This window comes from Pseudomonas sp. TNT2022 ID1044 (assembly GCF_028656895.1).
In the GTDB taxonomy this organism is placed as follows: Bacteria; Pseudomonadota; Gammaproteobacteria; order Pseudomonadales; family Pseudomonadaceae; genus Aquipseudomonas; species Aquipseudomonas reinekei.
The window spans coordinates 820,771-844,974 of sequence record NZ_JAMDHB010000001.1; the positions used below are offsets into that span (position 1 = coordinate 820,771).

Here is a 24,204-nt window from a genome sequence, read left to right on the forward strand (position 1 = left end):
CGATTCCGTTAAATGGGAATTAATAACCCCTGGAGTTTGCAGTTCAGGCTCAGGGATCTTCAAAAATTTCAGACAGGAAAAATACCCTGCAGGAGCGAGCCTGCAGGGTTTACAGGTTTATTTCTGGACAACTTCCGCGATCGCCGGCTTTGGCTTGATCAGGCTGAAATCAATCAACGGTCGCTGTTGGCGTTCGTACGGATTGCCGATCATCAAGGGGCGTGGCTTGAAGCTGTCGCTGACCAGGCTCTTGCTGGGATCGAGTTCATCGAAACTCAGGCCCGCCAGGTCTGCCCAGGTGTGGATCAGATGGGAACTGCTGTACGGCCGCCCCAGATCACCAGCAAAGCTCCAGTCGTGGGTTTCACGCCATTTTGGCGAGGCCCAGGCCATGAACGGGATGGTGTACATCGGCGCTGTCGGTTTGCTTTCGTTGCGCCCGAGCGTGCCGTGGCCCGGAGAATCGAAGACGTCTTCGCCGTGGTCGGAGAGGTACAGCAAGAAGCCGTTGGGATCGGTCTTGGCATAGTCCTTGATCAGGCTCGACACCACGAAGTCGTTGTACAGCACCGCGTTGTCGTAGCTGTTGTACGTCGGCAACTGATCGTCACGCACGCCGGCCGGCACGCCGTTGCGGTCTTTGAACTTGTCGAAGGTCGAAGGGTAGCGGTACTGGTAACTCATGTGCGTGCCGAGCAAGTGCACGACGATCAGCTTGCGCGGTGCCGCGTCGGCCAGGGCCTTGTTGAAGGGCTCGATCACATCACCGTCGTACTGGGCGGCGTTCTGGTTGCGATTGTTATTCAGGTACACCTGCTCGTCGGCCTGTTGGGAGAACGTCGTGAGCATGGTGTTGCGTTTGGTCATGGTCTGCTGGTTGGTGATCCAGAAAGTCTTGTAGCCGGCCTGCTTCATCATGCTGACCAGCGACGGTGTGGTCAGGTACCGGTCCGGGCTATCTTCGTCGGCAAAAGTCAGTACCTGCTGCAGCGCCTCGATGGTGTAGGGGCGCGGCGTGATGACGTTGTCGAAGACCGTCAGTTGATCTTTCAGCTTGTCCAGTTCCGGCGTGGTTTCCCGGGGGTAGCCGTACAGGCTCATGCGCTGGCGGTTGGTGGACTCACCGATCACCAGCACCAGGGTCGACGGCTGGTTGGCCATCGCATCCTTGAGGTTGTGCAGTGGCGCGATTGTGCTGGCGCTGTTGAGCATCTCCTGCATGCCGGCCAGGGTGTCCAGATAACGGTGGTAAGCCACGGCCATCTGCCAGGGCACTGCCGGCTCGATGCGGGTTTCAAATTTTTCGAAGCCGCTGGCAAAGCTGCCGGTGCGCAGGGTCTGCTTGACCAATGGGTAACCGATGACCGCCACCAGAATCGCGGTGGCGGCCACGAAAGCCTTGCCGCGGGGCAGGTACACCGGGCGCAGGCGCGTCCACAGGAAGTAGCCGAATGCGGTATGGGCGAGGAAGGCCGGGACCATCCACCAGGCAAAGTATTGCGTCATGTACTCGCCGGCTTCAGACACGTTCGATTCGAACATGATGAAGATGACGCTTTGCGAAAATTCCTGCTGATAGATGAAGAAGTAGCCAAGGCTGGCCATGGAACACGCCCACAGCACCACGCCGATCACCGCAGCCATGACGCGGGTCTGGCGAGGGAACAGCAACATGGGTGCGAGCCAGAGGGCGCTCATCACGAACGCCTGGCGGAAACCGGAAAAACCGGAGGTGCCGGTCAACTGAATCAGCAGTTGGGTGATGCCGGAAAAATACCAGAAGAACACAAACAACCAGAGGAAACCCGCCCAATCGAAACCGTTCGCAGACTTTTCGCTGCGTTTAAACCAAGACATTCACCGCTCCATCCACAATTCACTTCCACCGCCGAGCCACTGCAAAGTCGCCGACGAACGGGCGCCGCGCGCATAGCGAGCGGCCACAATGAACGCAAGTATCATCAAGGGGATGTGAAAACTTTGTGAGTTGCCAGGGCTGGCGAAGGGCTATGGCGTGTCGGAAGCAGGGCAGTGCTGCTTCCGATGCAGCGAGGGATCAGGCGTGTGGGGCGCGTTGCGTTACGGGTAAGGGCTGTTGGCCCTGGACCAGCAAGCGCAATTGCGCCAGCTCCTGCTTCATTTGCTCGTGTTCGTCTTTCAACTGACGCAATTCATCGCGACGAATTGTGACGTAGAGGGTTTGTACTGGCAGTGCGGTATGTACTGTGCCCATTGCTCACCTCGCAAATGGCGTGTCTCAACTGTAGGTCCCGCCTGAAATCAGCGGCTGATCTACTATCGGCGCCAATTTTGATTTCTTTTGCCCGTGAAGGGAACTTTTTTATTTTTAAAGGTCGGTGTGTCTCCGGCACGATTCCCGACGTTATCAATCAGGATCGGGCACAATGCCCGGAAACTTCACGCCTCCTCGCTGGACTAAACCGAATGAGTCGCGTTGGGCTATAACCTTTGACACACATTTATTTGTAGTAGGGAGCATCAGCACATGCAACTCGGGATTATTGGACTGGGCCGCATGGGCGGTAATATTTCGCGGCGCCTGATGCTCAACGGACATACCACCGTTGTGTACGACCGCAATACCGCTTTTGTCGAAACCCTGGCCGAAGAGGGTGCCACCGGCGTAGCCGATCTGCCGGCCCTGGTCGCTGGCCTGGCCAAACCGCGTGCGGTGTGGGTCATGTTGCCGGCCGGCGCACCGACCGAAGACACCATCGACACCCTGAGCACCTTGCTCGAAGCCGGCGATACCATCATCGACGGCGGCAACACCTTCTATAAGGACGACATTCGCCGGGCGAAATCCCTCGCCGAAAAAGGCCTGCACTACATCGACGTCGGTACTTCCGGCGGCGTCTGGGGTCTGGAGCGTGGCTACTGCATGATGATCGGCGGGGATACCGAGACCGTTAAACGCCTCGATCCGTTGTTCGAAAGCCTGGCTCCGGGCATGGGCGATATCCCGCGCACCAAGGATCGCAAGTCCGATGACGACCGTGCCGAGCGCGGTTACATCCACGCCGGCCCTGCGGGCGCCGGGCATTTCGTCAAGATGATCCATAACGGCATCGAGTACGGAATGATGCAGGCCTTCGCCGAGGGCTTCGACATCCTCAAGACCAAAAACAGCGAGAGCCTGCCGCAAGACCAGCGTTTCGACCTGAACGTCGCCGACATCGCCGAAGTCTGGCGTCGCGGCAGCGTGGTGTCCTCCTGGCTGCTCGACCTGACCGCCGACGCGCTGGCCAGCGATCCAAAGCTCGAAGGCTTCTCTGGCTCCGTAGCCGACAGCGGTGAAGGTCAATGGACCATCGAAGCGGCCATGGAGCAAGCGGTGCCGGTGCCGGTGCTGTCGAACTCGCTGTTCTCTCGCTACCGTTCGCGCGGGCAGGGCACCTTTGGCGACAAAATCCTTTCGGCGCAGCGCTTCGGCTTTGGCGGCCACGTGGAGACCTCGAAAAAATGACCCATGCGATCCGCAGGAAATCCAAGGCTGAACCCGCACCACCCACCACGCTGTTTCTGTTTGGCGCGCATGGTGATCTGGTCAAGCGTCTGCTGATGCCGGCGCTGTATAACCTCAAACGCGACGGTTTACTCGGGGATGGATTGCGGATCATCGGCGTTGACCACAACGCCATCAGCGATGAAGGCTTCGCAAAAAAGCTCGAAGACTTTATTCGCAACGAGGTCGCCAGCAAGGTCGGCAAGGGCAGTCAGTCTCTTGATCCGCAATTGTGGGCGCAACTCGCAAAAAACATCAGCTACGTCCAGGGCGACTTCCTGGACGACAGCACTTATCAAGCGCTGGCGGCAAAAATCGCCGACAGCGGCACAGGCAATGCGGTGTTCTACCTGGCGACCGCGCCGCGTTTCTTCAGTGAAGTCGTTCGCCGTCTCGGCGCTTCCGGCCTCCTGGAAGAAAGCCCCGAAGCGTTCAGAAGGGTGGTCATCGAAAAACCGTTCGGTTCCGACCTGCAAACCGCCGAAGCCCTGAACGCCTGCTTGCTCAAGGTCATGAGCGAAAAGCAGATCTACCGCATCGATCATTACCTGGGCAAAGAGACCGTACAGAACATTCTCGTCAGCCGCTTTTCCAACAGCCTGTTCGAAGCGTTCTGGAACAACCATTACATCGACCACGTGCAAATCACCGCCGCCGAAACCGTCGGCGTGGAAACCCGTGGCAGTTTCTACGAACACACCGGCGCCTTGCGTGACATGGTGCCCAATCACTTGTTCCAGTTGCTGGCCATGGTCGCCATGGAGCCGCCGGCCGCGTTTGGTGCCGATGCGGTGCGGGGCGAGAAGGCCAAGGTGGTGGGTGCGATTCGCCCGTGGACGGTCGAGCAAGCCCGGGCCAATTCCGTGCGTGGCCAGTACACCGCCGGCGAAGTCGACGGTATCGCGCTGCCGGGCTATCGCGAAGAGGACCGGGTGGCGCCCGACAGCACTACCGAGACCTATGTTGCCCTCAAGGTCATGATCGACAACTGGCGCTGGGTTGGCGTGCCGTTCTACCTGCGCACCGGCAAACGCATGAGCGTGCGCGACACCGAGATCGTCATTTGCTTCAAGCCGGCGCCCTATGCGCAGTTCCGGGACACCGAAGTCGATGAGTTGGCGCCGACGTACTTGCGGATCCAGATCCAGCCCAACGAAGGCATGTGGTTCGACCTGCTGGCCAAACGGCCGGGACAGGCCCTGAAGATGGACAACATCGAGCTGGGTTTCGCCTACAAGGACTTCTTCGAAATGCAGCCGTCCACCGGTTACGAAACGCTTATCTACGATTGCCTGACCGGCGATCAGACCCTGTTCCAGCGTGCCGACAACATCGAGAATGGCTGGCGTGCGGTGCAACCGTTCCTGGATGCCTGGCAGCAGGATTCCACGGTCCAACGTTATGCCGCAGGTGAAGACGGGCCGGCATCCGCCGAAGAACTGCTGACTCGCGATGGCCGCGTCTGGCACGGTCTGGGATGAGCGAACCGACGCAACAACCCATCCGCTTTTTGCTCAGTGACATGGACGGCACGTTGTTGCTGCCCGACCACACACTCAGCCAGCACACCATCGAAGCCGTCCGCGCGCTGCGCGAGGCTGGCGTGCTGTTCAGCCTGGCCACGGGGCGCCCACCCAAAGCGATGCTGCAGACGATTGAAGCCCTCGGCGTCGATCTGCCCACGGCGGCGTTCAATGGCGGCACCATCGTTCATCCGGATGGCAGCCTGTTGGTTGCGCATTATCTTCCCGCTACAGCTGCACTGACGACATTGGCGCTGTTCGCCGATCAGCCAGGCATCGAGGTGTGGGTGTTCAGTGGCGGCGACTGGCTGCTGAAAGACCCGAATGGTCCCATGGTGCCGCGCGAACAGCACGGGTTGGGGTATCCGCCGGTGGTGGTCGAGAGCTTCGAGCCTTATCTGACGCGCATCGACAAGATCGTCGCCACCAGCAACAACCATGGGTTGTTGATTGAGTTGGAAGCCCGGTTGCTACCCATGGTCGAGGGCCAGGCCCAGGTTTCCCGTTCTCAACCGGTATTTCTCGACGTGACTGCGATGCAAGCCAACAAGGGCGAGGCACTGGCGACCCTCGCCGAGTTTCTTGGTTTAGCGCTGGAGCAGACGGCCGCGATGGGCGATGGCGGCAACGATCCGGCGATGTTTCAGCGTGCCGGGTTATCGATTGCCATGGGGCAGGCGGAAGAAGCGGTGAAGCGTCAGGCGGATGTGGTGACTGGAGCCAATACCGAAGACGGTGCGGCTCAGGCCATTGAGCGTTACATCCTTCCTCGATAACAACACAAAACAATGTGGGAGCGAGCCTGCTCGCGATTGCGATCTATCGGCCAACATAAATGTTGAGCCTGAAGACACCATCGCGAGCAGGCTCGCTCTCACATTTGCCTCATGCTTACAGCCAGTGGCTCACGGTGTACCAGCCCAACACACCCATTACCACGGTATACGGAAAGGCCATCCATACCATCCGCCCGTAGGACAGCCGAATCAGTGGCGCAATGGCCGAGGTCAGCAGAAACAGGAACGCAGCCTGGCCATTGGGCGTTGCCACGCTAGGCAGGTTGGTGCCGGTGTTAATCGCGATGGCCAGCGATTCGAAATGCTCGCGGCTCATGTGTCCGGAGATGAACGCCTGCTTCACTTCGGTGATGTAAATGGTCGCGACAAACACGTTGTCACTGATGGCCGACAACAAGCCATTGGCGATAAATAGCATGCCCGGCTGTTGATCTGCCGGCAGCGCCAGTACCCACTGGATCAGCGATGTGAACAGCTGCTGATCGTGAATCACCACGACCACAGCGAAGAACACCACCAATAGCGCGGTGAAGGGCAAGGCGTCCTTGAACGCGTTGCCGAGCCGGTGTTCATCGGTGATACCGGTGAATGCAGTGATCAGCACAATCACCATCAGGCCAATCAGGCCCACCTCTGCCACATGGAATGCCAGTGCGGTGATAAGGATCACCGCAGCCAAGCCTTGGACAATGAGCGCGGCGCGCTGACGCGAGGTGCGTTGGGCATTGTCGTCGTCAGCGTAGTTGGCCAGCACGGTGCGTACGCGGTCAGGCAGCAATGTGCCGTAACCGAACCAGCGCAGCTTCTCCAGCAACACGCAGGTCGCCAGGCCCGCCACTAATACGGGCAGGGACACTGGCGCGACCTTGAAGAAAAACTCGGCAAAGTGCCAACCCATCTCATGGCCGATCAGCAGGTTTTGCGGTTCACCCACCAGTGTACAAACACCACCCAGCGCCGTACCCACTGCGCCGTGCATCAGCAGGCTGCGCAGGAATGCGCGGAACTGTTCCAGGTCGCCATGATGAAGGGTCGGCAAATTCTGGTCATTGGCGTATTCGCTGTCCTGACGCGGATCCTTGCCCGACGCGACGCGGTGATACACCGAGTAGAACCCCACGCCGGCACTGATGATCACGGCGGTCACCGTCAACGCATCGAGAAAGGCCGACAAAAACGCGGACAGGAAACAGAACATCAACGCCAGCAAGGCCTTGGAGCGAACCCCGAGCAGCAAGCGCGAAAACAGGAACAGCAGCAGGTCTTTCATGAAGTAGATGCCGGCCACCATGAACATCAGTAGCAAGATCACCGGAAAGTTGTGCAGCAGCTCGTCATAAAGCGCTTGGGGAGTGGTCAGTTTCAGCAGCAGCGCTTCGACCAGCAACAAGCCGCCAGGCATCAACGGATAACACTTGAGCGCCATGGCGAGGGTGAAGATGAACTCCAGCACCAACAACCAGCCCGCCGCGGCGGGCCCCACGGTCCGCAAGACCAGCGCATTGAGAATCAGGAAACCGACGATACAAGCCTTGTACCAGCGGGGGGAGTTGCCGAGAAAGTTATGCGCGAACGCCTGAGCCATGGAACCGGACATCGGCTACTCCTTCTATAAAGAAGCGCGCAAATTGCCGTATGCGGAGAAGAAGTTCAAGTGAAGGAAAACGACCTGTGGACTACGCCAAATACCGTACGACAACGGCCCGATAGTTGCCATCCAATGAGTAACCGCCAACAACGATGTTGCCATCGTCCTGCACGGCAATCGACGTGGCCGTGTCCAGGCTGGGGCCCAGACGCGTGCGGATCCATCCATTGCAGTCGCCAAAGTGTGGATCGAGCTGTCCGTCAGGCTTGTACCGCGCCACAATAAAGTCGGCTTCGATACCGCCAATCGTGGCCCCGGCAGCCAGCACACTTCCATCGGGATTCAGGTGAGCGGCAGTCCATTGACAGCCGCAACGGCCGATTTCCAGCAATTGCGGCACGCCGCCGTTGCAGTGAATGTCCGGGCGGCCATTGCTGTGCACTTTCAGGGCCAAGCAATGCATCGGGTCGCGGCTGCTGCCAAAACAGTGAATGGCGCCGTTGCGATGCTGGACGATCTGGCTGATTTGGACGCTGCGTTCCTGCGTCTTGAAACTCATAAAACCATCTACGGCAAAACTCTCATCGAGACTGCCATCGGTGAAATAGCGGGCCAGCAGTCCTTCCTCGGGAAAGTTGATCGAGCCGCCGACAATGATTCGACCATCGGACTGCAACTTCAGCGTACTGAGCCAGGTGTTCATCAGCAAATGCCTGACAATCACGAAACCCCGGCCATTAAAAGATTTGTCCAGCGTGCCATTGGATTCGAGTCGTATCAGCATGCCGGCGTGGTCGGCCAGCTCGAAATGGTGATTGGCCACCAGCAGAATCCGGCCATCCTCCTGAACATTGACATCGCAGGCTTCTGCACCCGGTACGCCCGGCGGCAGCCAGGCATCGCGCACGCCATGGGACAGATTGCCCGGCAGTCGAACGACGCAGTGGCCATTGTCGCCAAACTCCTGAACGGGATGACCCTGGGAGTCGAACATCGCCAGGGCCGGAAGCGAGCGATGGGCGTTTTCGTAATGCAGGCCAACAACTAACAGTCGGCCATCCGCTAGAACCTGAACCTTGCCGGCCATGGCATCGAAGCCAGGCTCGAACTGGCCGATGACGCTGCCTTGATTTCCGAAGCCCAGGTCCGCCGAACCATCCTTCAACAAGCGAGCCAGACCAAAACGGCTGCCGTGCGCCATGCCGACTTTCGCTGCGACCAGCAAGCGGCCACTGGAATCGATCGCGACTCCGTTAGTCATGCTTGAAAGACTGTTGGCAAAATACACTTGGGCTTTGCCCAGGGCGGCAAAGCGTGTGTCGAGGTGCCCCGCCGCAGGGGCGGGTGTCGCAAGCGCTAAAACGGACTGGATTGACATGCACGCATCTCCTTGCGAGTCGTCCTTATCCGGGTTGGGGTGGCGACCGTCTAGGGAGAATATTCAATCCCTGAATGGCTGGATGCACAACTGGTAGAACTTCCAGATGGAGGGTCGTTGTGCGCCACAACAGTGTCTTTTCGAACCAAACGCGAGCCTGCAAAGTAATCAGGCGTGTTCAAGTTCAAATAAAGAAGGCTCGTAAGTGTTAATGGCTGTGCTCAACCAGGCAACTAACGAGGGGGGAGGATGCGGATTACTCAATGAGTAATCCGCAAAATGATTAGTGGGGCATCGACCACGATTGCAGCGTGTAACCTTCTTCGCTCAACTCGGCTCGGGCCTGCTCAAGCAAACGTTCGAATTGCGCAGGATCGGTGTAGGCGCTGCTGGGAATCAGCTTGCGGCCTATACTGGTGTTGGTCCGGTCGATAACGGTCAGGCTGAGTTCGCCGTTGCCGTCCTGTGGCGCCCAGGCCACGCACTGGAAGGGTTTAAATGCGCGGTCTGCAATCAAAAGAGCTTCGTTGATACGGAGCGGGGCGTTCATGGAATGTTCTCTCAGTATACCCAATCAAGTGATGTGCCGACGGTTGGGCTTACCGTTCGGCAGGTTACTTGTACTGATGCCCGCAACCGGGGTTCAGGTCACACACAAACAAAAGAAATTTCAACTTTCTTTCGTAAGTCCAATGCAAAGTCGCGTTTTGAAAGCTGATTGAAAGGTTGGAGTTCGATAGGTAACTAAGCAAGCAGTTGCTTATAACTAATAACGCAACAACCCTATAGTCAAACGGTACAAGGCGACGTCAAATTCTTGCTAATGTTACAGCCAGGTCCGCCAAATGACTGTTTTATATAAATTTCTTTAAATTTGGCGCCAAGGAACAGTCATGAGCGAAGCGCCTGCATTAAGACGTTTATTAGTAGTGGATCCCTGCGACGACTGTCATCGTTTATTGCCGGGGTTGCGCTCTGTGGGGTGGGATGTTGACAGCTGTTCGCTGGAAAACGCCACGGACCGAACCTGTGATGTAGGACTGTTGCGCTTGCAGCCCTTTCACCTCGAGCGGCCGGAAGCCGTCAAAGAACTGATAAGCCGCAGCGGTACCGAGTGGATTGCCGTTCTGAACCAGGAAGTCCTGCGATTGCAGAACGTTGGCGATTTTGTCTGCGAGTGGTTTTTCGATTTTCATACTTTGCCGTTCGACGTGTCCCGGGTCCAGGTCACACTGGGGCGGGCGTTCGGCATGGCGCGCCTGCGCGGACAGGGCACGGTCCACATCGATCAGCCTGAACATGAACTGCTTGGCGACAGCAAGCCCATACGTGAACTGCGCAAACTACTGAGCAAACTGGCCCCCACCGAATCTCCGGTGCTGATCCGGGGCGAAAGCGGGACCGGCAAAGAGTTGGTCGCACGCACGCTGCATCGACAATCCCAACGCCACAGCAAACCTTTTGTAGCGATCAACTGCGGAGCGATTCCCGAGCACTTGATCCAGTCCGAACTGTTCGGCCACGAAAAAGGTGCCTTTACCGGCGCCCACCAGCGCAAGGTCGGGCGGATTGAAGCCGCCAATGGCGGGACGCTGTTCCTCGATGAAATCGGGGACCTGCCATTGGAACTGCAGGCCAACTTGTTGCGGTTCCTCCAGGAAAAACACATCGAGCGGGTGGGTGGCAGTCAGCCGATTCCCGTCGATGTGCGGGTTCTGGCGGCGACCCACGTTGATCTCGAAGCGGCGATCGAGAAGAAACGCTTTCGCGAAGACCTGTATTACCGACTGAATGTGCTGCAGGTCGTGACAGCTCCGCTGCGTGAACGCCATGGCGATCTGTCGATGCTGGCTAACCATTTTTCCCATTTTTACAGCCATGAAACCGGGCGCCGCCCTCGCAGTTTCAGCGAAGACGCGTTGATTGCCATGGGCAAACATGACTGGCCGGGCAATGTTCGTGAGCTGGCCAACCGGGTTCGGCGCGGATTGGTGTTGGCCGAAGGGCGACAGATCGAAGCGCGGGATTTGGGATTGATGAGCCAGCAGGCGATTGCCACGCCAATGGGCACGCTCGAAGACTATAAGACCCGGGCCGAGCGCCAGGCGCTGTGTGATGTGTTGAATCGCCATAGCGACAACCTGAGTGTCGCCGCGCGGGTGCTGGGGGTATCGCGGCCAACCTTCTATCGGTTGCTGCACAAACATCAGATCCGCTGAACCGCAGCATCAAAAGATCGCCGCCGTCGGCAGCTCAACATACAAGGGCTACCGACGGCGGCGATCTTCTGTTTTGCACAGTGCACAACGTAAAAGCCTGACGGCGATCGGGATCGCGGCCAGGCTTTATGTTGTGGATCAGAAGTAGTACGGGAATTTCAGGCTGAACTGGAAGTCCGGGGCATCGTCCGTCATGCCGATGGACAGGTTGGGAACGACGGTCAGGTTGTCGGTGGCCGCAATGGTCATACCGATGTTGAAGTAACCGGCGTTGGCGTCGCTGGAGGTAACCGACTCCCAATCCCCGCCATCCTGTTTGATTTTACTTTTGCGCTGCACCACATCAGACACCGAGAACGACATACTCATTTTCTCGTTCAGGGCGAATGCAATACCGGCACCGATCTGGAAGCTGTCGCCGATGTCCACTTTGCCCGGGTTTTCCTGGCCGACCGTTGAGCTGATGTCGTCGAAGGACTCCTCGAAGTTATGGGTATACGACAGGCTACCGAACAGCACGGCCGGGTCGTAGGTCTTGACCAGCGAGATACCCGGCGTGATCGACCAGACACCGTTGCCGGTTGGCAGTGAATCAGGTACGAACAGGTTGGAGTTGGCGTCCACCTGGCGCAACTTGATGCCAAACGGATCCTTGCCGGTAGGCGCCTTGACGCGCAAGGTAACCACGGCATCGGGCGAGTTGACCGACTCGTCGAGGAACTTGTAGGCAATACCGAAGTTGACGTCGCCGATCTCCGGATCACGGGTCACGGATTCTTCGGTTGTCACGCCTGCGGAGCCACCATTGCCGCCGCCTGACTGGTAGGTGGACTCGCGGTACACCACCGGTACGTTCAGATCGAACTGCCAGCGGTTGTTGAAGTTGTAGCGGCCAGTGAGGTCAAACGTCCAGGTATCCGACTTGATCCGGTCAAGGTTGATGTTGCCGAGAAAGATCGAGTCCAGCGCAAGGAATCCGTTAAGGATCAGCTGGCGGGTGTCGTACCGGGAGTAGGTCAACCCGGTTTCCACACTGAATTTGCCGCCGCCGAAGAATCCGCTGGCCTCGTCATAGAGATTGGAAACGCTTTGCGCCGGTTGCGAATCGTCTGCCAGCGACTGCCCATAGGAACTGCCACCCCCGGCTGCGCCCCCTGAAGCGGCGGCGGCACCGGTGCCGACTGCGACTTGCGAATTGCCTTTCATGTCTGCTGGCGATTTGGTCAGACGTTTAGGAGGAGGGGAAGCCGGTTGATCTTCTACCTGGCGGACCCGCTGTTCGAGTACCGCCAGGGCTTTTTGTTGTACTTCGTATCGTTGCTTCAACTCCAGAAGTTCCTGTTTCAGAAGCTCTACCTCCGCGTCAGGTGCTGCCTGCACCATCACCGCCGGAAACAGAGTGCTCAAACATACGACTGCGCGCAGCGAGACTGATCGATACATGAATTAAGCCGTCCCTAGTAATGCCCAATGGTCGAGAGTCAGCGTAGTTCAATATCCAAGGGAGCGAAGGGCGGTAAGTTGATTCAAGTTGCAGTCCAAAGCACCGACAGTCGGGCCATTATTATTGAGTACCACGTTGAGCTGAGTCAGGTTGCTGACCATGTTGCTGTTGCCCAGCAATCGGGTGTTTTGCAGCAGGCCACCCTGGGCGACTTGCTGTATGGCCGAACCTTGATTGTTGTTGGCCTGAATGGCCATTTGCACGCCACCGTTAGTTGCGGAAACCGCAATGCTGCCTGCGGCGCTGCTGCCTGTAATGGTTTGACCTGCCATCAGCGCCTGACCTTGAGCCGGTACCAGCGCCGGTGCACGGCTGGCTTCTTTCACATCAATGGCGATGTTGTTGTAAGCGCTGTTGCCATCGCCTGCGGCGCGCACGCTCTGGTTAATGCCCTGAGTGCTGGCAAGGCCCGCGCCGCCCACCACGCTGCCGGTACCCTGTTCAGCAGGACCACCGTTACCGCTATGGCTGTAGGTTGAAACATAGAATTGGGGTTTGACCGTTGCGGCCTGTATCTGCATCGAGGTCGACGCCCCGATCAGATCGCCACTGGCGTTGCGCCAGGTACTGCTCATGACGACACCGAAGCTGATGATCCGTCCGGGCATTACGTATCGACCACGCAGCTCGGCCAGCTCCTTGTCCTTTATCTCGATGGGTTTGAATCCGTTGGCAAAACCTGAGGTGCTTGCTACCAGACAGGCAGCGGCCACCCAATATGAGGTTTTCATTTGGTGCTCCCGGAGCATCCTGCCCCAATCTTCTTGTTGGCGATTAAAAGAAGTCGCTCTGTATGAAACCAAAATCCATCAAATCAGCATCTTTGACCGGGTTGAAGTTATCCAGCTTGTTCTTGGCTGTCAGGGGGACCGGGGGGCTACGAAGTGCATTGGTTTTCTCGTAACCGGAACCAACGATAGCGAAGACAATGCCGTTCCAACCTTTGACAAAGTCATCATGGGTGTAGCGCTTGTGACCGAGCACCGGGTCGCCGATATAGACCCAGTCCTTGTCAGCGCGCTGCAACACCACGAAGTGCTTGTAGCCGCGAGTTTCCGTCAGTACCACCACCGGGATCGTGACTGCTTCGAGCTTATCCGGTGGGATCTTGTAGCCACGGGCGCGCATGCCGATGCTTTCTATGTAGCGCTTCATGTCGAGCATGGAGAAACCCTGGGTACGAACAAGGTCCTGGTCTGCATTGACCAGCATGCCTTTGATGACGTGCTCTTCATCGACGTCGAGCCAATAGGCCTGGCGCAAGATCGTTGCCAGTGCGGCTGCGCCGCAGCTGAAATCGGTCTTCTGTTCGACAATGTTGCTGAACTTGCGCTCACGCAGACTCTGTACCTGCTTGTAGATGAGTGTGCCGCCAGGAAGGGCGGCCACTGACATCTGTGCGGCCTGGGTCAGGCCAGACAGGCCAGATAGGCCAGACAGGCAGAGGAGGGCGATGAGGGCAGTCTTACGCATGATCGATACGCCTTGGGACTGTTGGAAAAGCCCCGTTACCGGGGCTTTCATTGCTATCGCGATTACAGGCAGGCTCTGCAGCCAGCAGCGATGGACAGCGAGTTGCTTTGTTGGTTGCCAACACCGGAAGCGTTGTTGACGCCTGAGTTACCGGAGAAGTTGTTGCCGACGTTACTGACATTAGCAGTATTGGTGACAGGGTTTTTCCATCCGTTTGGAGTCATCTTCTGTTGAGTGGTTACGCCAGCCATACCGAATGCACCCACGGCTACGAAATCAGACGTGGTGTCGCCGTTGCCGCCGTGACCGCCGCCATGGCCGCCACCGTTGCCGCCACGATCATTGTTGCGTGGGCCACCGTGACCACCGTCGTTGCCTTCGGTTGTTGCCTTGCCTGCTGCCACGAATACACCGGCAGCGTTAAAGGTGCCAGTAAGGGTATCTTTGGTATAGGCCTGGTCAGCGTTGTTGGTAACAGTCAGGCCAGTGGAGCTTTGGTTAGCCGCAGCAGCCGCTTGTGCTACACGGCCGCCGGATACGGCGATGGCCAGGTTGTTTTTCTGTTGGTTGAAGTTGCCGGCAGCGTTGTTGATCCCCATATTGCCGGAGCCGCCATTACCAACGTTGTCTAGGCTTGCGCGGGTAGTGCTCGAGTAGTTGGCGACGGTGTTGCCACCGTTCAGTTGAGTAGCGCTGGAAGCCGCCACTGCGGTGCCGAAGATGAAGCTTTCGTCAGCAGTAGCCAGGGCAGCGGCGTTGTCTTGTTGGTTGCCGTCGCCAGCAGCGTTGTTGAGGCCCATGTTGCCGTTGGAGCCATTTGCCGAGTTTTCGACAGTGGCGCGGTTAATGGTGCCTTGGTTCAGTACAGCGTTGCCGCTGCTGCTTTGTTGATCCATGACGGTGGCCCCGGCACCGGCGGTGATCTGCAGAATTTGTTCCAGAGTCGGGCCTTTAGGCTGGTTGTTGCCATGCCCGTTGCCGTGACCATTGCCATGACCGCGATCATCATCGCGGCCGCCTGCTTGTGCTGCGATTGCCATCACTGCTGCGAGAGCGAAAACCAGTGGTTTTAAGGCCATTGTAGGTTTCATGGTGTTTCTCCGTGCTTATTAGTTGGTTAAGTGTTGGTACTTTCTAATCGCACTGCGTTTGGGTCAGTCAGCGACCCGGATGCTCAAGGTGTTAGCCATACGGTTCCCCACCCCGGCACTCTGGTTCACCTGTATCACCCCTCGGCTGCCGGTGAAGGCCTGGTCGCTTGTCACGACCTGGCGACTGCCGGTTGGGGTGCCAGTTGCTCCTGAGCTTGGTAGCAACGCCACGTTCTGTTGAGAAAGGGCGCTATCGTCCATCGCCTGCGCAGCAGCACTGATGCTGATGCGCATGACGTTGGCCATCTGGTTGTTGGCCCCGGCGCTCTGGTTGACGCCCAGTACACCGTTGCCGTTGCTGAAAGAGGTGCCGCCAATCGTGGCCGTCGCGTTCATCGATGGATTGGCGGGGGTATTGAGTCGTTGATTGACGATGGTGGTCGCGCCGGCTTCTGTGCCGATGGCGATTGCCCGAACGTTGGTTTGTTGCTGTTGGTCACCGGCCGCCTGGTTGACGTTGAAGTTACCTCTGTATTGCGTGCCGGAATCTTGAATGTCTGCGTTATTGAGGGACTTCACGCTGGAGTCGGCCATGGCGCTGGTGCAACCGAGCAGTGCAAAGAAAAGGAGAGAGCGATTCATCTCATTGACCTCCAGCCAGTCTGCCCAATGGGGCGAGGCCGGAACTCATGGCGCGGTTGATGGTGCCCGAAATCGCATTGCCGCTGCCGCCCTGATGACCGGCGCTCATGCCAGGCATGCCGTTGGGGTTGGTAACAGTGTTCAGGCCCTGCATGCCACCCATTGCCTGATTGTTGGCCCCGCGGAAAGACGTGCCACTGGCGACGTTGGCGAAGTCGCCGTCGCTCAATTCACCGGTGATGCGTGCGGAAGGGTTGGTATTGACGGTGATCGGGTTTGGATCCTTGCCCTGATTGCGGCCAATGTGCACCGGCTGGACGGTACGCTGAAGGACAATGACGCCATTGCCTTCGGCCTGGACAGTGAAGCTGAGCACTGAACTGGCAGCGCTTGCGATCAGCAGGAGGCAGGAAAAGCCTTTCTTGTAAGTCCCCACGATGCAATTCCTTCTTGTGGTGGGCTGGCCCTAGTCAGCGTTGTGAAGGAGAGAGCGAAAGCTGTGCCTGTTTTGGATTTTTGTTGTGATTCAAGAACTTGTGACTTTTGTCCGGGCGAGGAGAAATCGCGTTGTTTCAACCGTGAGACAACAGACGGTGCCCGTGGCGGGCTAAAGCGCTTGCGATGCTCTGGAACAGTGGTTTGCAGGACGGTGTATCAACGTCTTAACAAACGGATCAGCAAAGGGGGTAGGGTGCTGAAACGGGCCTTTTGCGGGGAAGTGGGTGTTTCACGAACGGACACTTTTACCCCAAAACAGGGGAAAACGCTGGGTAAATACCCCCGGAATCAGGGGATAGGGCCGAGCAACATCGCGACGGCAGCCAATGCCTGTGCACGTCGCTCGGACCAGTCGCCGCATAGCACCTGTACGGGCTGCCCATGCTGCTCCAGCCATGTCTGGATGTCGTTGAAGAACACCTGTCGCTCAACGAGTTCAGGTTGGCAACGCTGACCATCGTCGGTCCACTCGACATTCTCAGGTGACAACAACAAGTGCAGGTCATATTGCCTGGCCAGCAATGCTTGCTCGATCCAGCCAGGGCAGTCGCCGAAGAGTGTCTGGCTCCAGAGGATGTTGCTGAGCAAATGGGTGTCGAGGATCAGCAGTTGCGGTTGCAAGGCGCGGGCTTCATCTTCCCACTGCAATTGGCCACGGGCGATGGTCGGGATGTCCGCCAGGCAGGTATCTCGTGGGTTCTGCTCAATGAACCGGCGCACATATTCACCCACCAGAATCCCGCCGAAATGCGCTTGCAGCTCGGCCGACAGCCAGCTCTTGCCACTGGACTCGGGGCCCGTCAGTACCAGCACCTTCATGTGCGCAACGCCGGGGCCGCGCGCCATTCGCGCCAGCCTTGTACGGCCAGCAGCAGAAACAAGCCGTACAGCGCGGCCGTCAAATACAGGCCTTTGTAGATAAACAACCCGACGAAGATCACATCCACGGCGATCCACAGCGGCCAGCATTGAACGCGTTTTTGCGCCATCCACACTTGCGCCACCAGGCTGAAACCGGTCAGTGCCGCGTCGAGCCAGGGTTGGGCCGCGTCGGTCCAGTGCGCCATCGCGGCGCCCAGCAATAGACTGCCAATGGCACCGATGATCAATCCGATCGTCACTGATCGGCTGTCCAGTCGACTGACTTCACGACCATGACTGGCTTCGCCCGCACGGGTCCATTGCCACCAGCCGTACAGCTGCAAGGCGGCGTAGATCACTTGCAGGAGCATGTCCGAATACAGCTTCACTTCAAAGAAGATCCAGCTATAGATAAGCACCATGACCAGGCCGATCGGCCAGCACCAAGGGTTCTGCTTGACCGTCAACCAGACGGCAATGACACCGAGGGTGGCGGCAAACAGTTCAAGCCCGGACATGGAGGTTCCTTGGGGAAAATCGAAGAGGGTGCGGATTGTACCCGCAGAGAACAAAAGATCGCAGCCTTCGGCTGCACCTGCAGAGCAGAGGGGCTGCCTGAAGCTGCGATCTGTCGAGTGTTACACCCTGAACTGCCTCAGCAACCCGTTCAACTGCTCACTCAGCCCCTTGAGCCGCACGCTCGCCGCACTGGACTGCTCAGCCGCCAGCGCGGTGCTGTGGGACAACCCGGCGGCTTGCGTCACGTTCTGATTGATGTCCTCGACCACATGCGCCTGCTGCAAGGTGGCACTGGCAATCGACGCGTTAAGACCGTTGAGATTGCGCAATGCCTGGCCAATGGCATTCAGGCTCGCACCGGCAAGGCCTGCCTGTTCAATCGTCAGTTGCGAGGCGCGGCTGCTGTCGCTGATCACCTTGACCGCTGCTTCGGAATGACTTTGCAGGCGCTCGATCATCGTCTGGATCTCTGCCGTCGATTTCTGGGTACGCTGGGCCAACAGTCGAACTTCGTCGGCCACCACGGCAAACCCGCGACCTTGTTCCCCGGCGCGGGCCGCCTCGATGGCCGCATTCAGGGCCAGCAGATTGGTCTGTTCGGCGATGGAACGGATCACTTCCAGAACACTGCCAATCTGCGTGCTTTCGGTGGCCAGGGTGCGAATGACTTCCACCGCCTGATTGATGGTCGAGGACAAGGTATCGATCTGCTGCAGGCTGCCGTCGATGTTGATCTGGCCTTGCTGGGCCTGGGCTTCGGCGTCGCGCATTTCACTGGCGGCATGTTCGGCGTTCTTGGCCACATCCTGCACGCCATAGGTCACTTCATTGATGGCCGTGGCCACCAGTTCCATTTGTTGCGACTGTTGCTGACTGCGCTGCTGGGCCTGGGTGGCGTCGTTGCCCAGTTCGCTGGACGATTGGCCCAAGGCACTGGCGGACACCTGCAACTCGCCGATCACCTGGCGAAGTTTGGCGGTAAAGGCATTGAAGTGCCTCGCCAGCTGCGTGACTTCGTCCTGGCCGTGGGTGTCGAGACTGCGGGTCAGGTCGCTTTCCCCGCTGGCAATATTGGCCATCGCGTTCACGGTTTCCTGCAGTGGGCGCACGATGCTGCGGGCGATCAGGATCACCAGCGCAACCATGATCAGCGCAATCGCCAGGCCGATAAACGAAGCTTCCCAGACTTGCCCGTAAAACTCGGCCTGCATGTCATCGATGTACACCCCGGAGCCGAGGACCCAGCCCCAGGGTTCGAACAGTTTGACGTAGGAGGTTTTCTCGACCGGCGCGCTGGCGCCCGGTTTCGGCCAGCGATAGTTGATGATCCCGGCGCCTTTGTTCTTGGCCACGGCGACCATTTCGTTGAACACGGCAAAGCCATCCGGATCGCGGATGGCCGAGAGGTTCTGGCCGTCGAGTTTCGGGTTGGCCGGGTGCATGACCATCACCGGCGTCAGATCGTTGATCCAGAAGTAGTCGTCCTGGTCGTAGCGCAAGCCGCGCACGGCGGTCAGCGCCTGTTGCTGGGCGGCGTCACGCGTGAGGGTGCCGGCGGTTTCCAGGCCGTGGTAGTAGCTCAGGATTCCGCTGGCCGTCTGCACCACATGCTGGGTTTTCTGAGCCTTGGCGTCGTACAGGTCATCGTGAATCTGCTTGAGCATCATGACGCCCAAGGCCAGCAGCATCATGACGGCCACGATCAAGATGAGCCACAACCGCCGGCTGATCGACATATTGCGCAAGCTGTTCATAACGCGGTGCTCCGGTTTCTTGTTTTTGTAAAGTGATCGCCAGCATCCTGTCAGGCCTGATAACGCGGCAGCGCTTTTCAGGCTTGTCTGATAGGATTTCGGCCCGGTTCGCAAAAACCTGAATCCAAATTGATTTTTCACGCAATTTTCGGGTTCAGGAGGGGAGTTTGCGCGCGCGGACTTCAACTAAGCTGATCGCAGTGAACGCTTGGAAAATACTGACGGGGCATGCGCATACGCATAGCCTTTTGGGGGATTGATGGATCTTTGGACTGCCTTTCAGGCTTTGATTCTTGGCGTTGTAGAAGGGCTGACGGAGTTTTTGCCCATTTCCAGTACCGGGCACCAGATCATTGTTGCGGACTTGCTCGACTTCGGTGGTGAACGCGCCATGGCGTTCAACATCATCATCCAGCTCGGGGCGATCCTGGCGGTAGTCTGGGAGTTTCGCCGCAAGATTTTCGACGTGGTCATCGGCTTGCCAACCCAGCCAAGTGCACGTCGCTTCACGGCGAACCTGCTGATCGCCTTCATGCCGGCCGTGGTGTTGGGGGTGATTTTCGCCGACTTGATTCACCACTACCTGTTCAACCCGATCACCGTGGCCACGGCCTTGGTGGTGGGCGGGGTGATCATGCTGTGGGCCGAAAAACGCCAGCATGAAGTCCATGCCGAAACGGTCGACGAAATCACCTGGAAAGATGCGCTCAAGGTAGGTTTCGCCCAGTGCCTGGCGATGATTCCGGGCACTTCGCGTTCCGGCTCGACGATCATCGGTGGCCTGTTGTTTGGCCTGTCGCGCAAGACCGCCACCGAGTTCTCGTTCTTCCTGGCCATGCCGACCATGGTCGGTGCCGCGGTGTATTCGGGCTACAAGTACCACGAGCTGTTTGTGCCGGCGGACTTCCCGGTGTTCGCGATCGGTTTCGTTACGGCATTCATCTTCGCGATGATCGCCGTGCGCGGCTTGCTCAAGTTTATCGCCAGTCACAGCTATGCGGCATTCGCGTGGTATCGCATTGCCTTCGGCCTGTTGATTTTGGCAACTTGGCAGTTCGGTTGGGTCGACTGGACAGCCGCCCAGCCATGAGTGATTCCAGCGCACGCAACAACCGCGGCCGTCCACCCGGGGGCGGGATTCAAAACCTTCGCTTGAAATGGCTGGTGTTTGCGACGCTGTGTGCGCTGCCACTGTCTGGTTCGATGTCGTTATGGCTGCAAGGGGTGTCGATGATTCCTCTGGCGGCCTACGGCATCGTCAGTGTGCTGGCGTTTTTGCTGTATTGGAGTGACAAGCGCAAGGCCCGCGCCGAGCAGTGGCGAACCCCGGAAAACGTGCTGCATGCGTTGGCGTTCGCCGGTGGCTGGCCGGGCGCACTGCTGGCTCAGCAGGTGTTTCGGCACAAGACGCGCAAGGTTTCGTTTCAGGTGGTGTTCTGGTTCATCGTGCTGCTGCACCAGGTGTTCTGGATCGACATGCTGTTTCTTGGCGCCCGCCTGTTTGCAGTGTTTTAAAGCAGTAAGCCGATCCGGGTCCGCTTGGGCAATTTGCTGACCACCAGTTGGTGGGAACGTTGCAGCAGCTCTTGCAGTTCCTCGGCGCCCAGCGGGTAGGGCGTGTTCATGATGATCCATTGGGCGCGCGCCAGATACGGCGCCGGGTGAATGCCTGGTCGGTCGCAATGACCAAGAAACACATCCTTGTCGACCTTGAATGCGAGGGACTCCCCCCGCAGGTTCTGCAAGGCGAACATCTTGTTCCCGGCAATCGAAAATACCCGCACGCCGCCCCATTTGTAGTCTTCCCGCGCACCCGGCAATGCAAGACAGAATGCCGCGACCTGCGCTTCGCTCATGTGTCCAGCCTTCATATCAAACGATCCCCGCAGGCATTGAATGTTTCAATCAAATGGTCGAGCCAGGCGCGCACGGCCGGCATCACGCCGCGTCGATGAGGGTAGACCGCTTGCAGCCAGCCACCCGGCAACGACCATTCAGGCAGCAACTGCACCAGCGAGCCGTTTGCCAATTCCTGTTCGCAGTACATCATCGGCAAAGTGGTGAAGCCCTGGCCGGCGAGGACGCAAGTCTTGCGCACGATAAAGTCGTCTATCCCCAATCGTGCTTCAAGGGCCAGGTCATAATGCTTGCCCTGGCCGTCGACCAGACGAATGTGCACCATTCGATCGGGTTCCAGGGCGCCGAGCACGGGAAGGCTTTTCAGGTCATCCGGGTGATTGATGTCATGCCCCCTGAGGAACGCGGGGCTGGCCACCATCAGCATCTGTGCCTGACGGAGTCTGCGGGTTACCAGCAGCGGGTCTTCGTCGCCCGGCTCACGTACGCGCAAAGCAACATCGACGCCTTCGGTCACCAGATCGACGCGACGGTTGACCAGCATGACCTCCAGCTGTACTTGCGGATATTTCTCGAGAAAACTGCTGATCACCGCCGGCAGCATTTCGTGGGCCAATCCGACAGGAGAGGACACCCGCAAGCGACCGCGTGGTTCGCTGGACATGCTCGCCACGGCTTCATCGGCCATTTCGGCTTCCAGCAGCATCGCCTGGCAATGTCGCAGGTAGCGTTCACCCACGGCCGTCAGCTTGAGCTGGCGGGTGGTGCGTTGCAGCAGACGCGCGCCGAGACGCTCCTCCAGTTCGGCAATGCGCCGCGACAGCCGCGACTTGGGAATCCCCAGTAACCGCCCGGCGGCTGCGAAGCCGCCTGCCTCCACGACTTTGGCAAAGTAATAAAGGTCATTGAGGTCTTGCATGGACGTCTTCTCGATTGTTCTACCAGTGAGACAAACTATCGCATTGTTGCATGCTAATCAGCTATTGGTTTCATCTGTAGGATTGTCCCCATCAGATCGCCCTTGTGGGCGATCCTCACCTGGAGATCCCACATGAAACTGCTGCATATCGATTCGAGCATTCTTGGCGACAACTCGGCCTCCCGTCTGTTGAGTGGCGAAGTGGTCAAAGCCTGGCAAACCGCCGAACCGTCAGCTGTAGTGACTTACCGTGACCTGGCCGCTGACGCCATCAGCCACTTCTCCGCTACCACCCTGGTTGCCGCTGGCACCAGCGCCGAACTGCGCAACGCTGCACAACAGCACGAAGCCGAGCTGAGCGCCCAGACGCTGGCCGAATTCCTTGCCGCCGACGCCGTGGTCATTGCCGCGCCGATGTACAACTTCACCATTCCAACCCAACTCAAGGCCTGGATCGACCGCATCGCCGTAGCCGGTCAGACCTTCCGCTACACCGAAGCTGGCCCAGAAGGCCTGTGCGGTGGCAAGAAAGTGGTGATCGTTTCGACCTCCGGCGGTCTGCACCATGGCCAAGCGACCGGTGTTGCCCACGAAGAGTACTTGAAAGTGTTGTTTGGCTTCATCGGTATCACCGATATCGAATTCGTTCGCGCCCATGGCCTGGCCTACGGTGACGAAGTGCGCAGCAAAGCCATGAGCGACGCGCAGACGCAAATCAGCGAGCAACTGTTCGCCGCAGCGTAAGGCTTGCGTAAAAGCCTCAAGCTGTTCGGGTAAAGCCCAAAAAACTCTGTATTCTGGATGCGCAAGTACCAGGTACGGAGTTTTTTGTTTCTGATCGTTTCAGATAGTGGCCCAAGATATGCAATCACGGGTACGTCTATGGTCCGGTAACAGAGTGGGGCATCCGATGATGCGTATTTGTGCAACCTTACTGATATGCCTGTTCAGCAGCCTGAATTCAGTGCACGCCGCCCCAGCGCCGCATCCTCACTGGAGCGTCGGTTATCACGAGATGAGTTTTCTCGACCCGCTCGATTTGCAACCGATGCGCGCCATTGCTTTTTATCCCTCCAGCGAAAAAGAGCACTCCAGCCAGTTGGAGGGCTATACGGTCGAGGCCGGTGAAGACACCAAAGTCGCCATGGGCCGCTTTCCGATGCTGATGCTTTCCCACGGCAACACCGGCACCCCGCTGGCCCTGCATGACCTGGCCACGTCACTGGCTCGCAAGGGATTCGTGGTGGTGGCGGTGATACATCCCGGGGACAACTCCAAGGACCACAGTCGGCTCGGCACCTTGAGCAACCTGTACGGTCGGCCGATCCAGATTTCTGAAGCCATCACCGCCACCCTGGATGACCGCATGCTGGCGCCGTTTGTGAATGCCGACCAGGTGGGCGTCATCGGTTATTCAGCGGGCGGGGAGACGGCGTTGATCCTCTCCGGCGCGACGCCGGATCTGGATCGCCTGCGCCGCTACTGCCAGGAACGCCCGGATGACCGCGACGCCTGCAATACGCAAGGTGAGTTGATTGTTGACCGTGATGATTTGCAGCCGGTGGCGGACCCGCGTGTCCATGCCTTGCTGTTGATGGCGCCGCTGAGCCTGAAGTTTGGCCGGCACACCCTGGCCGATGTGCATGTGCCGGTGCTGCTCTACAGCGGTGACGGCGACAAACTGGTGGCGGTCGACAAAAATGCCGCGGCACTGGCGCGCAAGTTGCCCGTCGCACCGGATTTCAAATTACTGGCCGGGGCAGGGCACTTCGTTTTCATGGCGCCGTGCAATGACGAACAAATCGTCATCATGCCGGCCCTGTGCACCGACGCCGATGGAGTCGATCGCGAAGACATTCACCGCAATCTCAGCACCGAAGCCGGGCGCTTTTTCTCCCGTACCTTGGGCAAAGCGACGCGGGCCGGAATGCAAACCGCCGATCAATAAAGGTTTACTAATCCCTGTAGGAGCCGGCTTGCCGGCGATCCGGCCTTGAGCCTTGCACTGATCTTCAGAACGCCATCCCCAGCAAGCTGGCTCCTACAGGGTTGTAG

Annotated in this window: 24 protein-coding genes; 8 read left to right on the forward strand and 16 right to left on the reverse strand. The window is 58.3% G+C overall.

The window, feature by feature from the left end; all coding sequences use genetic code 11:
* Positions 1–117: 117 nt before the first annotated feature.
* Both M5G20_RS03655 and M5G20_RS03660 read right to left on the reverse strand, forming a co-directional pair.
* A complete protein-coding gene (locus M5G20_RS03655; RefSeq protein ID WP_273917944.1) occupies positions 118–1,857 on the reverse strand; it encodes a phosphoethanolamine transferase CptA in 1,740 nt (579 codons plus the stop codon).
* A gap of 199 nt (positions 1,858–2,056) precedes the next feature.
* Positions 2,057–2,233, reverse strand: a complete 177-nt coding sequence (locus M5G20_RS03660; protein ID WP_273917945.1) for a DUF6026 family protein — start codon at positions 2,231–2,233, stop codon at positions 2,057–2,059.
* 273 nt (positions 2,234–2,506) lie between these two features.
* On the opposite strand from M5G20_RS03660, the gene gnd reads away from it, so the two are divergent.
* From gnd to M5G20_RS03675, 3 genes are read left to right on the forward strand one after another with little or no spacing between them, the layout of a single operon-like run.
* Positions 2,507–3,487, forward strand: coding sequence for a phosphogluconate dehydrogenase (NAD(+)-dependent, decarboxylating) (gene gnd, locus M5G20_RS03665; protein WP_273917946.1), 981 nt, complete (start codon positions 2,507–2,509; stop codon positions 3,485–3,487).
* Positions 3,484–5,007 carry a glucose-6-phosphate dehydrogenase gene (zwf, locus tag M5G20_RS03670; protein ID WP_273917947.1) on the forward strand — a complete coding sequence of 508 codons (1,524 nt, stop codon included), beginning with the start codon at positions 3,484–3,486 and terminating at the stop codon, positions 5,005–5,007. Before gnd ends, zwf begins: the two co-directional genes overlap by 4 nt.
* Entirely contained in the window at positions 5,004–5,825 is an 822-nt protein-coding gene (locus M5G20_RS03675; RefSeq protein WP_273917948.1) for an HAD family hydrolase, read from the forward strand. The genes zwf and M5G20_RS03675 overlap by 4 nt, the downstream gene beginning before the upstream one ends.
* A 115-nt stretch (positions 5,826–5,940) precedes the next feature.
* Here M5G20_RS03675 and nhaB read toward each other — a convergent pair whose 3' ends face one another.
* From nhaB to M5G20_RS03690, 3 genes are all read right to left on the reverse strand, one after another.
* The gene (nhaB, locus tag M5G20_RS03680; RefSeq protein WP_273917949.1) at positions 5,941–7,443 is read right to left on the reverse strand and encodes a sodium/proton antiporter NhaB; all 1,503 of its coding nucleotides are present in this window, start codon (positions 7,441–7,443) and stop codon (positions 5,941–5,943) included.
* Between the two features lie 79 nt (positions 7,444–7,522).
* On the reverse strand, positions 7,523–8,812 hold the full coding sequence (locus M5G20_RS03685) for a hypothetical protein (protein ID WP_273917950.1): 1,290 nt from the start codon (positions 8,810–8,812) through the stop codon (positions 7,523–7,525).
* Positions 8,813–9,095: 283 nt separating this feature from the next.
* Positions 9,096–9,362 carry a hypothetical protein gene (locus tag M5G20_RS03690; RefSeq protein ID WP_273917951.1) on the reverse strand — a complete coding sequence of 89 codons (267 nt, stop codon included), beginning with the start codon at positions 9,360–9,362 and terminating at the stop codon, positions 9,096–9,098.
* Between the two features lie 343 nt (positions 9,363–9,705).
* Here M5G20_RS03690 and M5G20_RS03695 point away from each other — a divergent pair, with 343 nt between their 5' ends.
* Positions 9,706–11,031 carry a sigma-54 dependent transcriptional regulator gene (locus M5G20_RS03695; RefSeq protein WP_150732820.1) on the forward strand — a complete coding sequence of 442 codons (1,326 nt, stop codon included), beginning with the start codon at positions 9,706–9,708 and terminating at the stop codon, positions 11,029–11,031.
* A gap of 138 nt (positions 11,032–11,169) precedes the next feature.
* Here the strand turns inward: M5G20_RS03695 and M5G20_RS03700 are convergent, their stop codons facing one another.
* The 9 genes from M5G20_RS03700 to M5G20_RS03740 form a co-directional block, all read right to left on the reverse strand.
* The gene (locus M5G20_RS03700) at positions 11,170–12,474 is read right to left on the reverse strand and encodes a hypothetical protein (protein WP_273917952.1); all 1,305 of its coding nucleotides are present in this window, start codon (positions 12,472–12,474) and stop codon (positions 11,170–11,172) included.
* Positions 12,475–12,522: 48 nt separating this feature from the next.
* Complete coding sequence (locus tag M5G20_RS03705; protein WP_273917953.1) at positions 12,523–13,284, reverse strand: hypothetical protein; 762 nt, start codon at positions 13,282–13,284, stop codon at positions 12,523–12,525.
* Between the two features lie 25 nt (positions 13,285–13,309).
* Positions 13,310–14,008 carry a C39 family peptidase gene (locus tag M5G20_RS03710; RefSeq protein WP_273918071.1) on the reverse strand — a complete coding sequence of 233 codons (699 nt, stop codon included), beginning with the start codon at positions 14,006–14,008 and terminating at the stop codon, positions 13,310–13,312.
* Positions 14,009–14,070: 62 nt separating this feature from the next.
* Entirely contained in the window at positions 14,071–15,099 is a 1,029-nt protein-coding gene (locus M5G20_RS03715) for a heme utilization protein (RefSeq protein WP_273917954.1), read from the reverse strand.
* Between the two features lie 63 nt (positions 15,100–15,162).
* Positions 15,163–15,741 carry an adhesin gene (locus M5G20_RS03720; protein WP_273917955.1) on the reverse strand — a complete coding sequence of 193 codons (579 nt, stop codon included), beginning with the start codon at positions 15,739–15,741 and terminating at the stop codon, positions 15,163–15,165.
* A 1-nt stretch (position 15,742) separates the two neighbouring features.
* Positions 15,743–16,177, reverse strand: a complete 435-nt coding sequence (locus M5G20_RS03725; RefSeq protein ID WP_273917956.1) for a hypothetical protein — start codon at positions 16,175–16,177, stop codon at positions 15,743–15,745.
* A gap of 350 nt (positions 16,178–16,527) precedes the next feature.
* Complete coding sequence (locus M5G20_RS03730; RefSeq protein ID WP_273918072.1) at positions 16,528–17,058, reverse strand: AAA family ATPase; 531 nt, start codon at positions 17,056–17,058, stop codon at positions 16,528–16,530.
* Positions 17,055–17,618: a nicotinamide riboside transporter PnuC gene (gene pnuC, locus M5G20_RS03735; RefSeq protein ID WP_273917957.1), complete on the reverse strand. Its 564-nt coding sequence runs from the start codon at positions 17,616–17,618 to the stop codon at positions 17,055–17,057. Before pnuC ends, M5G20_RS03730 begins: the two co-directional genes overlap by 4 nt.
* A 120-nt stretch (positions 17,619–17,738) precedes the next feature.
* On the reverse strand, positions 17,739–19,373 hold the full coding sequence (locus tag M5G20_RS03740; RefSeq protein WP_273917958.1) for a methyl-accepting chemotaxis protein: 1,635 nt from the start codon (positions 19,371–19,373) through the stop codon (positions 17,739–17,741).
* Positions 19,374–19,632: 259 nt separating this feature from the next.
* On the opposite strand from M5G20_RS03740, the gene M5G20_RS03745 reads away from it, so the two are divergent.
* Positions 19,633–20,463 carry an undecaprenyl-diphosphate phosphatase gene (locus M5G20_RS03745; RefSeq protein WP_273917959.1) on the forward strand — a complete coding sequence of 277 codons (831 nt, stop codon included), beginning with the start codon at positions 19,633–19,635 and terminating at the stop codon, positions 20,461–20,463.
* Positions 20,460–20,888, forward strand: a complete 429-nt coding sequence (locus M5G20_RS03750; RefSeq protein ID WP_273917960.1) for a DUF1294 domain-containing protein — start codon at positions 20,460–20,462, stop codon at positions 20,886–20,888. Before M5G20_RS03745 ends, M5G20_RS03750 begins: the two co-directional genes overlap by 4 nt.
* Here M5G20_RS03750 and M5G20_RS03755 read toward each other — a convergent pair.
* Both M5G20_RS03755 and M5G20_RS03760 read right to left on the reverse strand, forming a co-directional pair.
* On the reverse strand, positions 20,885–21,244 hold the full coding sequence (locus M5G20_RS03755) for an MmcQ/YjbR family DNA-binding protein (protein ID WP_273917961.1): 360 nt from the start codon (positions 21,242–21,244) through the stop codon (positions 20,885–20,887). The genes M5G20_RS03750 and M5G20_RS03755 overlap by 4 nt on opposite strands.
* On the reverse strand, positions 21,241–22,149 hold the full coding sequence (locus tag M5G20_RS03760) for a LysR substrate-binding domain-containing protein (RefSeq protein ID WP_273917962.1): 909 nt from the start codon (positions 22,147–22,149) through the stop codon (positions 21,241–21,243). The genes M5G20_RS03755 and M5G20_RS03760 overlap by 4 nt, the downstream gene beginning before the upstream one ends.
* Before the next feature lie 132 nt (positions 22,150–22,281).
* Between M5G20_RS03760 and M5G20_RS03765 the strand changes: the two genes are divergently transcribed.
* Entirely contained in the window at positions 22,282–22,893 is a 612-nt protein-coding gene (locus tag M5G20_RS03765; protein WP_273917963.1) for an FMN-dependent NADH-azoreductase, read from the forward strand.
* A 166-nt stretch (positions 22,894–23,059) separates the two neighbouring features.
* Positions 23,060–24,097, forward strand: a complete 1,038-nt coding sequence (locus M5G20_RS03770; protein ID WP_273917964.1) for an alpha/beta hydrolase family protein — start codon at positions 23,060–23,062, stop codon at positions 24,095–24,097.
* The last annotated feature ends 107 nt before the right edge of the window (positions 24,098–24,204 follow it).

Bases quoted from the DNA above. Each gene is read 5' to 3' on its own strand.
- gnd (WP_273917946.1), top strand. From the start codon at position 2,507: ATGCAACTCGGGATTATTGGACTGGGCCGCATGGGCGGTAATATTTCG.
- M5G20_RS03705 (WP_273917953.1), bottom strand. From the start codon at position 13,284: ATGCTCCGGGAGCACCAAATGAAAACCTCATATTGGGTGGCCGCTGCC.
- M5G20_RS03700 (WP_273917952.1), bottom strand. From the start codon at position 12,474: ATGTATCGATCAGTCTCGCTGCGCGCAGTCGTATGTTTGAGCACTCTG.
- M5G20_RS03660 (WP_273917945.1), bottom strand. From the start codon at position 2,233: ATGGGCACAGTACATACCGCACTGCCAGTACAAACCCTCTACGTCACA.
- M5G20_RS03755 (WP_273917961.1), bottom strand. From the start codon at position 21,244: ATGAAGGCTGGACACATGAGCGAAGCGCAGGTCGCGGCATTCTGTCTT.
- M5G20_RS03720 (WP_273917955.1), bottom strand. From the start codon at position 15,741: ATGAATCGCTCTCTCCTTTTCTTTGCACTGCTCGGTTGCACCAGCGCC.
- M5G20_RS03685 (WP_273917950.1), bottom strand. From the start codon at position 8,812: ATGTCAATCCAGTCCGTTTTAGCGCTTGCGACACCCGCCCCTGCGGCG.
- pnuC (WP_273917957.1), bottom strand. From the start codon at position 17,618: ATGTCCGGGCTTGAACTGTTTGCCGCCACCCTCGGTGTCATTGCCGTC.
- M5G20_RS03690 (WP_273917951.1), bottom strand. From the start codon at position 9,362: ATGAACGCCCCGCTCCGTATCAACGAAGCTCTTTTGATTGCAGACCGC.
- M5G20_RS03750 (WP_273917960.1), top strand. From the start codon at position 20,460: ATGAGTGATTCCAGCGCACGCAACAACCGCGGCCGTCCACCCGGGGGC.
- M5G20_RS03730 (WP_273918072.1), bottom strand. From the start codon at position 17,058: ATGAAGGTGCTGGTACTGACGGGCCCCGAGTCCAGTGGCAAGAGCTGG.
- M5G20_RS03760 (WP_273917962.1), bottom strand. From the start codon at position 22,149: ATGCAAGACCTCAATGACCTTTATTACTTTGCCAAAGTCGTGGAGGCA.
- M5G20_RS03745 (WP_273917959.1), top strand. From the start codon at position 19,633: ATGGATCTTTGGACTGCCTTTCAGGCTTTGATTCTTGGCGTTGTAGAA.
- M5G20_RS03740 (WP_273917958.1), bottom strand. From the start codon at position 19,373: ATGAACAGCTTGCGCAATATGTCGATCAGCCGGCGGTTGTGGCTCATC.
- M5G20_RS03715 (WP_273917954.1), bottom strand. From the start codon at position 15,099: ATGAAACCTACAATGGCCTTAAAACCACTGGTTTTCGCTCTCGCAGCA.
- M5G20_RS03710 (WP_273918071.1), bottom strand. From the start codon at position 14,008: ATGCGTAAGACTGCCCTCATCGCCCTCCTCTGCCTGTCTGGCCTATCT.
- M5G20_RS03695 (WP_150732820.1), top strand. From the start codon at position 9,706: ATGAGCGAAGCGCCTGCATTAAGACGTTTATTAGTAGTGGATCCCTGC.
- M5G20_RS03765 (WP_273917963.1), top strand. From the start codon at position 22,282: ATGAAACTGCTGCATATCGATTCGAGCATTCTTGGCGACAACTCGGCC.
- M5G20_RS03655 (WP_273917944.1), bottom strand. From the start codon at position 1,857: ATGTCTTGGTTTAAACGCAGCGAAAAGTCTGCGAACGGTTTCGATTGG.
- M5G20_RS03770 (WP_273917964.1), top strand. From the start codon at position 23,060: ATGATGCGTATTTGTGCAACCTTACTGATATGCCTGTTCAGCAGCCTG.
- M5G20_RS03675 (WP_273917948.1), top strand. From the start codon at position 5,004: ATGAGCGAACCGACGCAACAACCCATCCGCTTTTTGCTCAGTGACATG.
- zwf (WP_273917947.1), top strand. From the start codon at position 3,484: ATGACCCATGCGATCCGCAGGAAATCCAAGGCTGAACCCGCACCACCC.
- nhaB (WP_273917949.1), bottom strand. From the start codon at position 7,443: ATGTCCGGTTCCATGGCTCAGGCGTTCGCGCATAACTTTCTCGGCAAC.